Origin of the sequence: Aquirhabdus parva, assembly GCF_003351745.1 — a bacterium.
Taxonomy (GTDB): domain Bacteria; phylum Pseudomonadota; class Gammaproteobacteria; order Pseudomonadales; family Moraxellaceae; genus Aquirhabdus; species Aquirhabdus parva.
Genome location: NZ_CP031222.1, coordinates 3,745,823 through 3,759,304, shown reverse-complemented (window position 1 = coordinate 3,759,304; position 13,482 = coordinate 3,745,823). Strand labels below are relative to the sequence as shown.

Sequence of the window (13,482 nt, the reverse complement as noted above, 5' to 3'; positions counted from 1 at the left end):
TCATGACTCACTTAATACAACCCGCGCCAGTCGTGCGCGGTGAGGGCGGCTTTTGGTACCACCCGGACTTCCCTGAATTTGACGGTGGCGAAGTTGTACCGTCGCAACTTTGGAAGGCGTGGCTTAAAGACCAGCAATTAACTGGTGAACAAACCATTTTCCTCGAAGGCGACGCGGAAGAGTTATTTAATCGCTATATGGAAGGCGATTTAGATGGTTTTACCGAATGGCAACCATCAAAGCCTGCGGGTGAAGGATGGTTTATTTTGTGCATTTTTGATACCGAAGATGGGCCTTACTGCACTTGGGTACAACGTCATCATGACCCTATGTTTGATTATATCAATCAGACCTACGGCCTAAAAATCCAAAAAGATACAGTGGCGCATTTTAAGGGTCGCAAAGGCCGCGTAACCAAAACCCGCGCCGCCTATGTTGGGATTGTCTTTGATGATGATCCTATTCGTAAGGTTCACTGGTGTCACCCGACTTGGGAAGTGGTGTATGAGTACCAGGAGGGCGCATCGCCAGCAGTGGAGGTGCAATTGTGAGTATCAATCATAAAGCCGAAGTAATACGCCTCACATCCCTAATCACTGAGCATAACGCGCAGTGCTTAGACAGGTGCGGAAAAACAAGCCAAACACTGTCTTTAAGCTGCACACACAAAGGCAATGATTTTCGATCATGTACCAATTGCCCGGCCAATTGGGCAATAAAAGGTGTTGAAGCTGCTGCGCCTGCATCGGATGAAACTGATCTAGCAAAAATTCAAACTGTTCTCTTGCGCCACTTGCAGAACATAAGAAGCAACAAATGCAAAGACACGTCTGCAGGCCAAGCGCTCGAAAGCATCAAAGACATTCTAGGCATTGAGTGGATTGATTTTGAGTCTGATTCTTGGATCAGCACTAAGGACCGATACCCGGACAATGAGGATGATGTTTTGATCTGGGATGGTTTCAGACAACGTGTTGCTTTTTGGGTCTCTGAAAAGAGCGTAGTTTGTAGCTCTGAACGGCCATATGAAGGCGAAGCAGTATACGACGATGACTCAGACATGCTTTATTGGCCTGCAGACTGGTACAGCTATGAGGACGGCCCAGAAATGAACATGGCTGTTATGGGTACCGTCTCTCATTGGCAACCACTCAAAGGCCGTCCTAACGAGGTGCAATCATGAGCAACCCATTAGAACAACAACGGTTTGAAGCTTGGTTTAAGACCACTACCGCTTATGAAAAATTAGCCACTTTTTACAGCAATGTATTTAAGAAAGCTAAAAACATTGGTGCCGTCTACATTGCCCATGAGACAAAACTAGCATTTGAGGCATGGCAAGCGGCCAAACTGGATTCAATTATTGTTGAAAGTGAATGGGTGAATATAGCTGATCGGTTGCCGACAGAAGCAGATACAGATGAATGCGGCTACTTGTGGGCTATCACCGAGAACTATCCAAATACAGCTATTTGGTACCTAAATGTCCAATATGAAAAAGGTCTATGGCATCCAAAACCAAAGTGTTTTCCGCCTAAGCCGCCTGTCGGGTGCGAATCATGAGTAACTCAATCAGATTGCGTGAACTGAAAATAAAGTGGATGGATGCTGGGATCACAAAACCAGAGACATTAGAAATTTTAATACTTCAAGATGAGCGCATAGCAGAGCTTGAGGGGGCGATTCATAAAGTAATGGATGCAAGTTTAACTGACATTAATATTGCGTTTTTGACTGATATTAATAATGCACTAACTGAGCTATTCGCACTCATTAAGGATAAGCCCCATGCACCTACTTAAAACTAAGAGGGGTTGGAGTCGGTTTAAAAACAGTCATCTTGAGATGTTCCCAACTGGCAAAGACCCTAAAGAATACCCCTGTTTTGTTTGGCTAGAACGGGGAACCTACCGAGGCGGCTACACGACATATCCTATGTTCTGGTATGCCGAGCGGTTGGAATATGAATTAAAGCGGCTTGAGAAAGCCAAAGCGGAACTGAAATTGAAAGCAGATAAACGCGAGGAGAATGAATAATGTCCGATAGTTATTTTTTACTTGCACTTAAATTTAAGTCGCCTATGATTACGCTACGTCAAGCGCTTGATACATGGGATTTAGGCATGGATGAGACGCAGGCTAAACGCTTGGCAAACAAGCAGGGCTTACCCTACCCGGCCATTAAACAAGGCCACAAAGCCGAACATATGGTTTCTATTGTCGATCTAGGCTTAGCAATGGATGCCGCTGCGGAAAAGGCAAAATCAGACTGGCTTAACATGAACAATTAAGCCAGTGTGTTACTACACCTTTGCTACATGATTTTTTTAAAACTCAATAAATGTCTTATTTATAACAATTATATTTTTTTATTGCGCCGAGCCTGCATCGGTTGGGGTAAAGCGCAAGTAAATTATTTACATTCATACATTTAAATTTAAGCCATTATTTTTTATTATTTTTCCTTTCGTTTTCATACTGCGTATTCATGTTGCTATCTTGCGGGTTTTTGCGTCCTAATGGTACATTGTTGCTACAGATTTACTAAAACGTAAAATTCAGCCGAGTATGTAGCAAATGGGATCAGTAATACCCCGAAAAAATGCAAAGGGTGAAACACGTTACACCGCCCAGATACGCATTAAAAGAGAAGGTTTGCAGCCTTACTCAGAATCACGCACGTTTTCCAAAAAATCGCTTGCTACGACTTGGCTATCCAAGCGCGAAGCAGAGATAGAACTCGACCCATCTATTCTTAATCCTGATCTAGCAATTAAAAATAACATGACTCTGGGTCAGGCGTTTGAAAAGTATCTTGATGAAGTAACCGGGTTTGGGAGGTCCAAGCGAAACGGCATTCTTTTGCTCACAAAATTTCCCTTTGCAAAACTTAAAATGTCGAAGGCCACACGCTCCGACTTTGCCGATCATGTCAATATGAGACGCAAAGGCACAGCCGAGTACAAAGCGATTATGCCGAGTACGGCACTGCAAGACCTGCAATATACCAAGGTCGTTATGGAACACGCTGAACTTGTCTGGGGTGAAGTCGTCAACGTGCGCGAGCTCGAACACGCTATGAAGGGCCTGCGCAAGTCTAGGACCATAGGAAAGGGCAGGCACCGAGATAGACTGCCCACAACAGAAGAATTGATAACCTTAACAAACCATTTCCGCGATACATGGGAACGCGGCCGCACAAACTACCCCATGCACTTAATCATGTGGTACGCGATTTATTCTTGTCGTCGTCAAAATGAAATATGCAATTTACTACTGAGTGACTATAACGAGGAACAAGGGCACTGGTTGGTGCGCAATCTTAAAAACCCCAACGGATCAGACGGCAACAATAAAGCTGCTCTCATTGCAGAACACACGAAAAGCATAATTGATTTACTACGTGATCCAGAGACACGAAAAAGAATGGGCGCTGCGCCCGGTGAAGATAGAATGTTACCGTTAGATAATACTGCTATTCGTACTTATTTCAGTGACGCCTGCAGAATGGTAGGGATTAAGAACTTACGCTTTCATGATTTGCGTCATGAAGGGGCGACAAGGCTTGCAGAACAAGGCAAGACCATACCGCAGATTCAGCAAGTCACATTGCATCTAAGTTGGTCCAGTCTTGAGCGATATGTGAATATTTCACATCGAGGGAAGGTTTTAGAGTATGAGGAAACATTATGAGCATTACTCATCTGATTTTAAATCTCATGATTTAAATTCACTTTAAATAGACATTACGATTTCGTAAGATTTATCTAACGATATTGTAGTGAGATTTAACCATGCGCCCCGTCATAAATTTAACCAGAGCTGTAATAAACAAAAAACTCGATGAACTGCATATCAATAAGCAGATACAGATATATGAAGATGAGTTTAAAGCGGCTTACCCTCTAACCAAAGATTTGCAGGATCATTGCGCGGTTTTCTTGGCCTCAAGGGATGACCCTTGGTTAGATTGGGCGGTGCTACATGCACAGGGGTTTTTCTTGGTGCGGAAAATTGACAGAAAAACTAAACGCATTCCTAAAGAAGAGCCGGTTAATCTTGATTTGAATTGGCATGATTGATCATGGTACCGCAATCAATTACGGTACCACGGTGTAAGGTGACTCACATATACGCTATGCGGCCTTCTTAACAGGTGTTAAGCATTGCTTGTTCTCTTTGGCCCGCCTGCTCACCAAACCCGGCAACACTTTGCCTCCGGCTTTGTTGTACAGCAAGATACGATTACAAGCCTCTTTATGATTGCCTTGGTTCAAGTACGTCACAATACTGCTTTTACAAAACGCGCCCGTTCCAATGTTATAGGCTAAATCAGTATAAGCCTCATACTCGTTTTGATTAATCGGCTCATTGACGCAACTCAATACGCCTTGGCCGGCAATCAACACACGGGATTGAATCAAAGCATCACACTCTGCGCGGGTGTACGCTTTGCCAGCAATAACGCCTTTTCCCGTGATACCTTCGCAGACTGTCAACACCCCCACAGAATCATAATATGGCTTGTAGCGGGTGCCCTCATGACTGCTAATCGTCGCCAAAAGAGAAGCTGCAAGCAATACAAGCCCTGCAACCCAATTTTTCTTAATGATCGGCTGTTTAGGTGTATTCACTGGCCCACCCCGCTTCTCTTCCTTACCCATGCTTCAATCACACTAGCGCCTGCAATACCTAACGCACTGCCAACACCGACAAGGGCAAGGGGTGATATATCCGGGATTTGCATAACAATCGCACCAGCAACAAGAGAAGAGCCGGAACCCAATAAAGTCCGGCCAATCAATAGACGAAGGGTCAACACTTCATTACTCGCTAATACCTTGCCTAAGCCGATCAAAGCGCCTATGACAATGAGCATCAGGCCGTTTTTTTCATAATCTTGCATGGGTTTTTCCTTCTTGGTTTGCATGACAACCTCCTAAGAGGGCGCGGCCATCAGTCCTTTGTGTCTGCGTTCTTTGATTTGCCGTAGTTTGTAGCTACAACATTGATGATTGTGACCGCCCAGCCCGGCAACCATTTAGGCGTGCCCTTTGCTGCGATAAGGTGACTAAAGCAATAGGCTGTAAAACCGATACCTTCCGCTATGTGCGTGACTTCTTGAGGGGTAATTTGCATGGTGTACTCCTGAAATTTAGGCGTAAAAAAAACCGCTAAATGCGGGGGGGGATTGCTTTAAATTGCTTACGTTTCTACGACTGGCAGGGCATCTTGAAGCGCCCTATTCTGATTCGACAAACTGTCAACTTGGGTTTGTAGAGTCTCAATTTGCGCCTTTAGGTCCGCGTTTTGACCTAACGCCGCTGTGGTCGCGGCACCTAAAGCACTGGTTAAATCAACTTGCGAAAGGCTAACCGGGTCTAGGATATTTTCAGCAATCACGATGCCGTCTTTTGATAAAACGTAAATCTGTTGATGGTGAGCGGTCACCGTTCCGTCTGCATGGTGACGGATTAGCGTTTCATATGGCCGAGTTAGTTCTGTAATGCTCATGGATTCCCCCTTATGAGACGGTCGTTGTTGTATTGAGGATTACCCAATTTGTACCATTGGATCGACATGTTTTAGCGCCGCCTGTTGCGTCGGTCACGTCGATCAAATATCCATTGGTTGCCGCAGCACTAGGCAATGTTGACAAGGTGTATTTAGGCAAATTCAAAGGTCCTAGAAGTGAAGTTGTTCCATTGACACGCAACTTATCAGTACCGGATGAAGATGTCAGGCCGACAAGAAGCTGACCACCTGCCGGAAGGAGTTGCATATTGTCAATTGCTGATCCGCTGCCTCTTGATACCCGCAAGGCTTCTACTGTGGACGACCAATTATCCCCTGTAGAACGTATGATGAACGCGCCGGACGGTGCGAGTAAAACATCCATCATTTTCGCGTCTGTACCAGCTCCCTTTTTTATAAATGTTAACTGAGCCTGTCCGGTTGTTTGATTGGACACATATAGCGCCCCGTTTGCCGTTCCATCCAACTCAGTGGCAACCATCGAAGTCACACCACCAGTGAAATAGCCACGGCCGCTTACTCCGAACTTATCAGCACTTACTGCAGTAGATGTTCCGACCGTTACTTGTCCTGATTGAGGAACAACCGTTAAGTTGCTCCACGCTATACCTGTGCCGCGTTCTGCCCTTATTACGCTATTAGCCGCAGAACCAGCATCATTAAGACTACGGATATCAAACGCGCCCGTGGCTAGATGACGAATTTGAATATTAGCTGTATCAGTAACAGCACCTATTCTTTTCAGGTTAAAGTTCACTTCCGAAGCATCATCGGTTTTAAAAACTACTACGGATGCCGGCGCATTAATTGTTACGCCACCCGCTCCCCCACTTGTCGTGGTTAGTGTGGTAAATCTACCTGCAGCGGCAGTTGTTACCCCAACAGATGTGTTGTTTATAGTGCCGCCACTTACCGCAACGGAATTCGCATTTTGAACAGCCATCGTTCCGAGTCCGCTAGATACTGCAGAAATTGAACTGGTCGTGTTGCTTAGTGCGCTTGAAATTGCCGATACCGAGCTATTCGTGTTATTGAATGAGGTTGTGACGGATGCTGTCGCATTGCTCAAACCCGATGAAACATCAGATAAACCGCTACTGACTGCCGAAATGGAACTAATTGCCGTACTAAGGCCACTTGAGACAGAAGATACCGAACTACGCGCAGTGCTTAAGCCGCTTGATACACTCGATACAGAAATAATCGTATTACTTAAACCTGTTGAAACACTGCTTAAGCCAGACGACACAGACGACACGCTAGAAGTGATCACACTCAAGCCGCTAGATACCGATGAAACAGAACCTCTTACACTGCTCAAACTGCTTGAGATTGCAGAGGTTGAACTATTAGCGTTACTAAGCCCTGTAGACACAGCACTAAGGCCAGAAGATACGCTTGATATTGCACTTGTAAGTGTATTTAAGCCGCTTGATATCGCTGATACCGCAGAATTGGCGTTAACAAGTCCTGTAGATATTGCAGAGGTAGAGACTATGGCATTACTTAAACTGCTAGAAATAGCTGATACGGATAAAGTAGTCGTGCTTAAACTGCTTGATATTGCAGATACAGAAATGCTTGTATTGGATAAACCGGTACTAATAGACGATAGCGTGCTTATATAGCTGGGTCCAAAAATCGCACCCGGATCAATAACAATCACGCCACCTGCAACTAAATCGATCACCGTTCCCGATTCAGTCTTGAGCTCAATCAGCGTTTCGCTTACCTGCAATGAGAGTGACATGGTGCCTCCTTCACATAAAATGCTGCGCGAGCTGGGGCGGTCGCAACGCCCAATACAGAAATTTCTATAGTCAAGAATGATTGGTCATGCCAATGCTTCGTATCATTTGAACTGATCGTAAACACACCAACATTGTTAACTTGATCGGGATTTATAATGAGGTTAAGGGGCGTTTTACCATGCTTGCTACACACCGAAGCGCTCAAAATCACATCACTAGTGATCTGAGTCGCAATTCCCTGCGGCTTATAGGTGCCAGTATAGATAAATGGATCACCACGATAGATAGGGGGTAATTGTTGCATTGCTTCGACTCCTTAGGCTGTCCGCTTCCAGACATTGACCACATATGAGGGCTGAACGTTATTGTGCGAACCGCCGCTGCCCGATGAACCTGTTTTAGTGCCTGAAGCGCCGCCGCCAGTACCAGAGTTAATATGAATGCCGGAAGAGTTTGTGCCTGCATACTCTTGTACATCATGGTTATGATTTGGAATCTCTGCCAGAGTTAGCGTATGGTCATACTCACCAAATGTTCCGGCAACGGTTTTAGTCCATGCAGGATCAGTAGGCACTGTAGAAAGACCAACAACGGCTTTACCTTCTGCCACACGACTCCATGTACCATATCCAAGTTCTGATGCAGGGTTTGCGCTGCTTTCTGTGAAATATAAGCCGCCAACTTTGATCTGTAGCCCTGCGAGTTTGTTATTCGTATCAACGCGCAAAGCATCCACGGCGGCAAGCATGGCGCTGTTTTGTGTGCTAATAGCATTAGCAATTGCTGTGGTAAGGTTGGTATTCAGAGTGACTAAGGCTGCATCATTGGTCGTTTTGTAATTGTTGAATGAGTCATTCAGTGAGTTGTACTGTGTTTGTAGATCATCCACTTGTGACTCAAGATCACTTACACGACTTTCTAGATTACTTGTTCCACCACTTCCAGCCGCCACAACTGCAACCGCTACACTTTGCGCATCCGCAATCCCGTCGCCTTCTTCGATCAATTGACCATTGGCATCTAGCACACGAATGTAATAGTCACCACTGATATAAATTGAGGCTGAACCCACATCATCCAGAACAACCGGCCATGTGTTTTTGGCAATCATCATTGGATCAGCATAGGTGTCTTTAGTAACGGTTGTGCCTCCACCTTGGTATGCTTCAACACGTCCACCAATAAGAGGCTTTCCAAGTTTATCGAATGCGCGATAACGTACAGGCTGCAAGGCCCCTGCTACTGTGGTCATTTTGGTTTTCCTTTTGTTTGGACAATAAAAAAGGCCACTCGATAAGTGACCTTGTTTTGTTTCGCGGTTACTGGCATATTCACACTAAATTAAAGGACGTATATAAAATGAACGCTTACTTTAGTAGTGCTTTCGGTTTGGCAATTCTCGCAGCACTTGTATTGCTTGTTTTTAGCTTCCCAATACAGACAGTGATCGGGATTATTTTGCTATTGGTTATTGCCGGGATAGCTAAATGGATCAAAGAGGCATCCCCCGAAAAACGAGAAACAATCATAGTTTCTATTCTCACAATTATCGGCATATGCTGTTATTTTATATTCCGTAAATCCTGATTATTGCTGAGAATCAATAGCACCCTGTGATAAAGCCAGCCGTATGATGTTGCCTGATTTATCGACTACCTCCCCAAAACGCTGTAAAGCCTCTTTTTGCGCGCCAGATAAGCGCAAATATGCAGGGCTACCCAACTTCACCTCACTTGTAATACTTCCCTTCAAGGCATTTTGACCTAAGCGCATGTTCTTATATTTAAGAGCGCCATTTTCGGTAATCTTTGCCAATACGGGCCCAGCTTTCGGGATCATTGATAACAAAGCCTTGAGAGAACCGACTACAACTTGTGCAGACATGAGATTAGACGTATGAGAGCGGTTCACGGTTGCCCCCTCTGGCTCTAATTTCAATATTTTGGCGACCTTAATGATTTTATTAAGCTCTTTAAGCTGTGCAGGCTCAAAAATCAGATTTAGCCGCTCTTGTCCAATGTCATCGACCTTGTTCAAAAGTCTGCTGATAGTTATCGCACCGTTATGACTGGTGCCGACATCTAAAAAGTAATCCACTACTTGACGACGGACATCGTTTAACGCTTGTGGGTTTTCAGCTTTAAGCGTTTTGATCGTCTCGATCAGGCGCTTAGGATCACCGTTCAAAATATGTTTTTGAAAAAACACCCGACCATCAATATCATTCATGGCAACTTTAGTTGCATCATTAGTTGCCAATCCCTTAATAGACTGCTCCCATGATTTAGTTGACTGCAGCATCTTGTGTGCAAGTTCTGCACCATCACGCCCGAATATTGCCTCCATGCGTGCATCACCGATATTGCCTAATGCTGACTCAAGCTGACTCGCACTAGATGCAGAATTTTGAATATGGCGCATTGCAGTGCCTTGTATCTGCTGGACTAATGAAGGATCAATGGTATTAAGTTTATTGATGGTCGCCTTAATTTGTGGAATTTTCCCATTAAGGATATGTTTTTCAAAAATCGTATCAGCCGGCTCCCCATTGCTCATATCTTTCAAAGCCGGGATTTGATCAAACTCATCAAACAGTTTTTTTGCGGATGCCCGGGCGCTTTCAAACGCATACTTTGCCTGTGCAACTTCTGGTGGTGGCAATCGTGGTTGTAAGCCTCCTATTGGCTTGGTCGCTGCATCTTCAATCGCTTTATCGACATGGCCGCGCACTCGATCAAGCGCATTTTTCACATTACCGTTTGCAGAGTCCGAAAATTCAGCATTAAGGCGCGCTATAAGGTTATTAGCATCACCGATATTCATCCCGCTGCTGTAATTTTCAATACTGGTTTTGATTTTGGATGGTAGGTCGTTATAGGTATGACCTAAATCACTCTTGATATTATTGACAAGTACAGTCGAATCTATCGGATATTTTGCACCGGGCAAAGCATGTGCCTCGCTGTAACTCTGTGCAATCTGTGCCTGCCGTTGGGCTAAATGATCATCCAAAGTCTGACCAATAGTTTGTGATACATCATTAGGGCCCATCGTGCCGCGTGCTGCAAAGCTATCAACTGCCGCCTGCGCGTTATTCAAAGGGTCCAGATAATTGCGCTCGTGGACATTTCTTAATGTGGCCTGCGCTGTATCCCCTGCGCTTGATGGTGTTGCAGCGTTGCCGCCTATATCTGTTTTAAGCTTCTCAAGGTTTCCCGTGATTGCCCGTGAGTCATTTGTGAACTTATCAGCAAGCGCGGCACCACCAGGTTGATGAGCTGCATTCTGCTCGATGGAATAGGCGGCGGGGTTTACTGTAGACTGTATTTGACCTGTGGTACCTTGAATATTGCTTTCAAGCAAAGCCGCTTTTCTTGCTGCGGCCTCCGGGATAATGTCATTTCCACTCTTTAATGCTTGAACCGTATCATTAACAAGTACACTTTGAACATTTTCGGGAAGTTCCGAAAGTTTTACACCCTGAGAATCCAAAGCATTAGTAAGGTGGTTTGTTGCTGCAGCAATTGTATTGTCTGTGCTACCAAGCACCTTATTTGCAACATATGACGCTGACTTTGTGGCAATAGGCACAATCACTTTATCCGCAACTATACCTCCTAATGCGCCGCCCAATGCACCCGCTGCAGTATTGTTTAACCTTTCATCTGCATTGCCTGCAAACTGAGTACCCCCCATTGCCGCACCAACTGCAGCGTTTTGAGCGGCAACACGTCCACCGGCTTGAGATATGATTCTAGCGCCTTGATACCCGCGAGAAAGTGCAGCAATGGGTGCGGTACCCACGATTTCACCGCCCATTCTAGCCGCATCAAAACCAGAGCGACCGTTACGATAACGTGCCGCATCATAATCATTTATGACCTGTTGGCGTGACTTGGTAAAGTCATCATATTCATTGTCTTTTAAGTGTGTTCCCGCAACACTATTGATACCCTTAGCAATTAGATCGCCAACTTTATAGGCACTTTGAATAATTCCTGAACCAAGGCCAGTTGCACCAATAATCGCTCCCTCGCCTATACTCCCTTTCATATCAGACTGAGGGCTAAAAACCCCTGCAGTTGACTTACCTTGCTTCCGTAACTCCGTAGCCTTAACCATCTCATCCACACGCGGATCATTGATGTCATAACCTAATTTTTGAGCGATTTGGGCCCGACTCATATTGAAAGAAGGCGGCGTAACCGACGATGTGTTGCCGCTTAATATTTCTTCAAGCGGGTCATAATCATTTGATTTATTCGTCGATGGCGCGGGTTGTCCTACTTTTGCATTCGTTGGTTTTGCTTGCGGCTTACCGCTCGACAAAATTTCCTCTAATGGATCATATGAGCTACCTAGTTGCTTACTGACAGAATCCCAACCCTTCTTAGGTTGTTGGTAATTACTGCTTGGTAGGCTCGCCCAGATTTTCCCTGATTTGTTGATCGCGCTTGTAAAATTTCCGTTCAAGACATCAGGCAAAGCCCCTGCTTGGCTCAACAGCGCAACTGCTCCTAAATCTTGGTTGCGCGGGCTAAAGTCACTAAACCCGTATTGTTTTGCCAAGCCATCCCATGTCCTAGTCAAAAATTGATAGCGTCCTGCTGCGCTGGTTGCACTTTTTGTGCCGTCGGTTTGAGTGAACGGGGTCGTTGTGCGGGGGTGATCATCCAAAGACGGCAATAATTTACCGCCAAACCCGGTTAGATATCCATTTGTAGAGGTGCCCTCTGTTGATGAAATAAGATCCAGCATTTTTCTAACATTTGGATTATCTACAAGCTTTGTAATGTCCATGATTCACCTATTTATTGAACAGCATTGCTTATCTGGTTGATTTTCTCTATTGCTTGATCGCGTGTCATATTGTGCTTACCTGCGTAAGCATCTATTTCAGCGCCAGAATATCGCCGGCCATTGATGACCATCCCTTGACCTGTTTGTTGTACGTTGTACATGTTTTGGGTTGGCTGAGGTTTGAATGGATTAACAATCCCAAAATTTGCGTTGTTATCCGCATACTTGCTGTTTAGATCACGAATGGTCTGTAGTGCAGCTTGGCGACGCGCTATAGGCAGCGAAGGGTTTGCAAGATCACCGGCCATTTGTTGATATAGCGCCACGTCTTTATCGGATTGTGGACCCTGCATACGCGGCATCATCGAGGTGATTTGCCCGGCAATGGTTTGTAATTGACCTGTTGCAATATCGCCATCCGTAGACTTACCAACAAGGCGACCCAGATAATCAACACCTTGACCAAAGCCACTATGTGTAGCATTCGGTAAAATATCTTCGGCGGATTTAAGTAGATTATCCAATTGACTCAAGCGGCTATTTTCTGTTTTCACCCACTGAGGCGACCCAATTTGATCGCTTTTGCCTAAAGCGTTCTCAAGAGAGTTCGCGGCGGTTTGCGCGGTCATATCTTGCCCGCGCTGTGTGGTTGCACTGCTTAAAATCGTGTCCGGGCTTGGAGTATTGTTCACTTGCCCTGTTACCGTGGTTTTTCCAGTAAGTGGATTTGTGGCCGTAAATAAACTTGAGCCGCCAGTATTTGTTATATTGGTTTTTGGTGATGTCAAAGTCATCGCCTCTTTAGCCCCTGCACCCTGCAAACCTTGGCTATTGATATAAGCAGATAGATTGCCTTTGTTAGCAAGAGCACCATTCATATATCCATCAAAGGTATCTTTATCAATGGTTTTATCGAGTAACAATGGGGTTAAGGCATTTAATACATGGTCCGGTGTCACTTGATCGCCGTAGGCTTTTAGTCCGGTTAAAGCATCGGTAACAATCGCGTTTTTCTTAGCTGAGTTGCCAATTTTTAAGCCTTCGCCCGTATAGCCTAGGTTTTGGATATTAGCCACGCTTTGATTATGCTCATCAGCCGCCTTTTGTGCCTCAAACTGTCCTTTTTGAAGAGCCGCATTATTCTGAGCAAGTAAAGGCAAAAGAGTGCCCGCATACCCGGTTTGCTGTGCAAGTGGTACCGCAGCTTTCATGTCAATACGACCCGTGGTCGGGTCATAGACCGCCGGGTTACTCATTAGCATATTTAAGGCGCTCTTTTGGTTTGCTGCGGTGACTTGGTTTCCTAACTCCATGCCCTGAGCAATAGACTTGCCAAAGTCATAATTTGGCGTTTGCAATCCTAAAATGATGCCTGCGTTTGTAGTAGCCATTTGAT

18 protein-coding genes are annotated in these 13,482 nt (G+C 45.1%); 9 read left to right on the top strand and 9 right to left on the bottom strand.

Annotation, left to right across the window (positions count from 1 at the left end; genetic code table 11):
* Positions 1 to 2: 2 nt before the first annotated feature.
* From HYN46_RS17450 to HYN46_RS17025, 8 genes are all read left to right on the top strand, one after another.
* A complete protein-coding gene (locus HYN46_RS17450) occupies positions 3 to 551 on the top strand; it encodes a hypothetical protein (protein ID WP_210009263.1) in 549 nt (182 codons plus the stop codon).
* On the top strand, positions 548 to 1,183 hold the full coding sequence (locus HYN46_RS17055; protein ID WP_162818277.1) for a DUF551 domain-containing protein: 636 nt from the start codon (positions 548 to 550) through the stop codon (positions 1,181 to 1,183). The genes HYN46_RS17450 and HYN46_RS17055 overlap by 4 nt, the downstream gene beginning before the upstream one ends.
* On the top strand, positions 1,180 to 1,563 hold the full coding sequence (locus tag HYN46_RS17050; protein WP_114900457.1) for a hypothetical protein: 384 nt from the start codon (positions 1,180 to 1,182) through the stop codon (positions 1,561 to 1,563). Before HYN46_RS17055 ends, HYN46_RS17050 begins: the two co-directional genes overlap by 4 nt.
* Entirely contained in the window at positions 1,560 to 1,802 is a 243-nt protein-coding gene (locus HYN46_RS17045; protein WP_114900456.1) for a hypothetical protein, read from the top strand. Before HYN46_RS17050 ends, HYN46_RS17045 begins: the two co-directional genes overlap by 4 nt.
* Positions 1,789 to 2,037 carry a hypothetical protein gene (locus HYN46_RS17040; RefSeq protein WP_114900455.1) on the top strand — a complete coding sequence of 83 codons (249 nt, stop codon included), beginning with the start codon at positions 1,789 to 1,791 and terminating at the stop codon, positions 2,035 to 2,037. The genes HYN46_RS17045 and HYN46_RS17040 overlap by 14 nt, the downstream gene beginning before the upstream one ends.
* Positions 2,037 to 2,291 carry a pyocin activator PrtN family protein gene (locus tag HYN46_RS17035; protein ID WP_114900454.1) on the top strand — a complete coding sequence of 85 codons (255 nt, stop codon included), beginning with the start codon at positions 2,037 to 2,039 and terminating at the stop codon, positions 2,289 to 2,291. The genes HYN46_RS17040 and HYN46_RS17035 overlap by 1 nt, the downstream gene beginning before the upstream one ends.
* A gap of 286 nt (positions 2,292 to 2,577) precedes the next feature.
* Complete coding sequence (locus tag HYN46_RS17030) at positions 2,578 to 3,693, top strand: site-specific integrase (protein WP_114897555.1); 1,116 nt, start codon at positions 2,578 to 2,580, stop codon at positions 3,691 to 3,693.
* A 101-nt stretch (positions 3,694 to 3,794) separates the two neighbouring features.
* Entirely contained in the window at positions 3,795 to 4,082 is a 288-nt protein-coding gene (locus HYN46_RS17025; RefSeq protein WP_114897554.1) for a hypothetical protein, read from the top strand.
* 54 nt (positions 4,083 to 4,136) lie between these two features.
* Here the strand turns inward: HYN46_RS17025 and HYN46_RS17020 are convergent, their stop codons facing one another.
* The 5 genes from HYN46_RS17020 to HYN46_RS17000 all read right to left on the bottom strand — a co-directional run bounded on the left by HYN46_RS17020 (position 4,137) and on the right by HYN46_RS17000 (position 6,478).
* Complete coding sequence (locus HYN46_RS17020; protein WP_162818032.1) at positions 4,137 to 4,634, bottom strand: lysozyme; 498 nt, start codon at positions 4,632 to 4,634, stop codon at positions 4,137 to 4,139.
* Positions 4,631 to 4,930 carry a phage holin family protein gene (locus HYN46_RS17015; RefSeq protein WP_407640763.1) on the bottom strand — a complete coding sequence of 100 codons (300 nt, stop codon included), beginning with the start codon at positions 4,928 to 4,930 and terminating at the stop codon, positions 4,631 to 4,633. The genes HYN46_RS17020 and HYN46_RS17015 overlap by 4 nt, the downstream gene beginning before the upstream one ends.
* A gap of 26 nt (positions 4,931 to 4,956) precedes the next feature.
* Complete coding sequence (locus HYN46_RS17010; protein WP_114897552.1) at positions 4,957 to 5,139, bottom strand: hypothetical protein; 183 nt, start codon at positions 5,137 to 5,139, stop codon at positions 4,957 to 4,959.
* 66 nt (positions 5,140 to 5,205) lie between these two features.
* Complete coding sequence (locus HYN46_RS17005; protein WP_114897551.1) at positions 5,206 to 5,514, bottom strand: hypothetical protein; 309 nt, start codon at positions 5,512 to 5,514, stop codon at positions 5,206 to 5,208.
* Between the two features lie 10 nt (positions 5,515 to 5,524).
* Positions 5,525 to 6,478, bottom strand: a complete 954-nt coding sequence (locus tag HYN46_RS17000; RefSeq protein WP_114897550.1) for a hypothetical protein — start codon at positions 6,476 to 6,478, stop codon at positions 5,525 to 5,527.
* A 40-nt stretch (positions 6,479 to 6,518) separates the two neighbouring features.
* Between HYN46_RS17000 and HYN46_RS16995 the strand changes: the two genes are divergently transcribed.
* Positions 6,519 to 7,163, top strand: a complete 645-nt coding sequence (locus HYN46_RS16995; protein WP_114897549.1) for a hypothetical protein — start codon at positions 6,519 to 6,521, stop codon at positions 7,161 to 7,163.
* A 100-nt stretch (positions 7,164 to 7,263) separates the two neighbouring features.
* Here the strand turns inward: HYN46_RS16995 and HYN46_RS16990 are convergent, their stop codons facing one another.
* From HYN46_RS16990 to HYN46_RS16970, 4 genes are all read right to left on the bottom strand, one after another.
* Positions 7,264 to 7,590, bottom strand: coding sequence for a hypothetical protein (locus HYN46_RS16990; RefSeq protein ID WP_114897548.1), 327 nt, complete (start codon positions 7,588 to 7,590; stop codon positions 7,264 to 7,266).
* 12 nt (positions 7,591 to 7,602) lie between these two features.
* On the bottom strand, positions 7,603 to 8,538 hold the full coding sequence (locus tag HYN46_RS16985; RefSeq protein WP_114897547.1) for a phage baseplate protein: 936 nt from the start codon (positions 8,536 to 8,538) through the stop codon (positions 7,603 to 7,605).
* 335 nt (positions 8,539 to 8,873) lie between these two features.
* Positions 8,874 to 12,086, bottom strand: coding sequence for a glycoside hydrolase family 24 protein (locus tag HYN46_RS16975; RefSeq protein WP_162818031.1), 3,213 nt, complete (start codon positions 12,084 to 12,086; stop codon positions 8,874 to 8,876).
* Positions 12,087 to 12,097: 11 nt separating this feature from the next.
* Entirely contained in the window at positions 12,098 to 13,477 is a 1,380-nt protein-coding gene (locus HYN46_RS16970; RefSeq protein WP_114897544.1) for a hypothetical protein, read from the bottom strand.
* Positions 13,478 to 13,482: the final 5 nt, after the last annotated feature.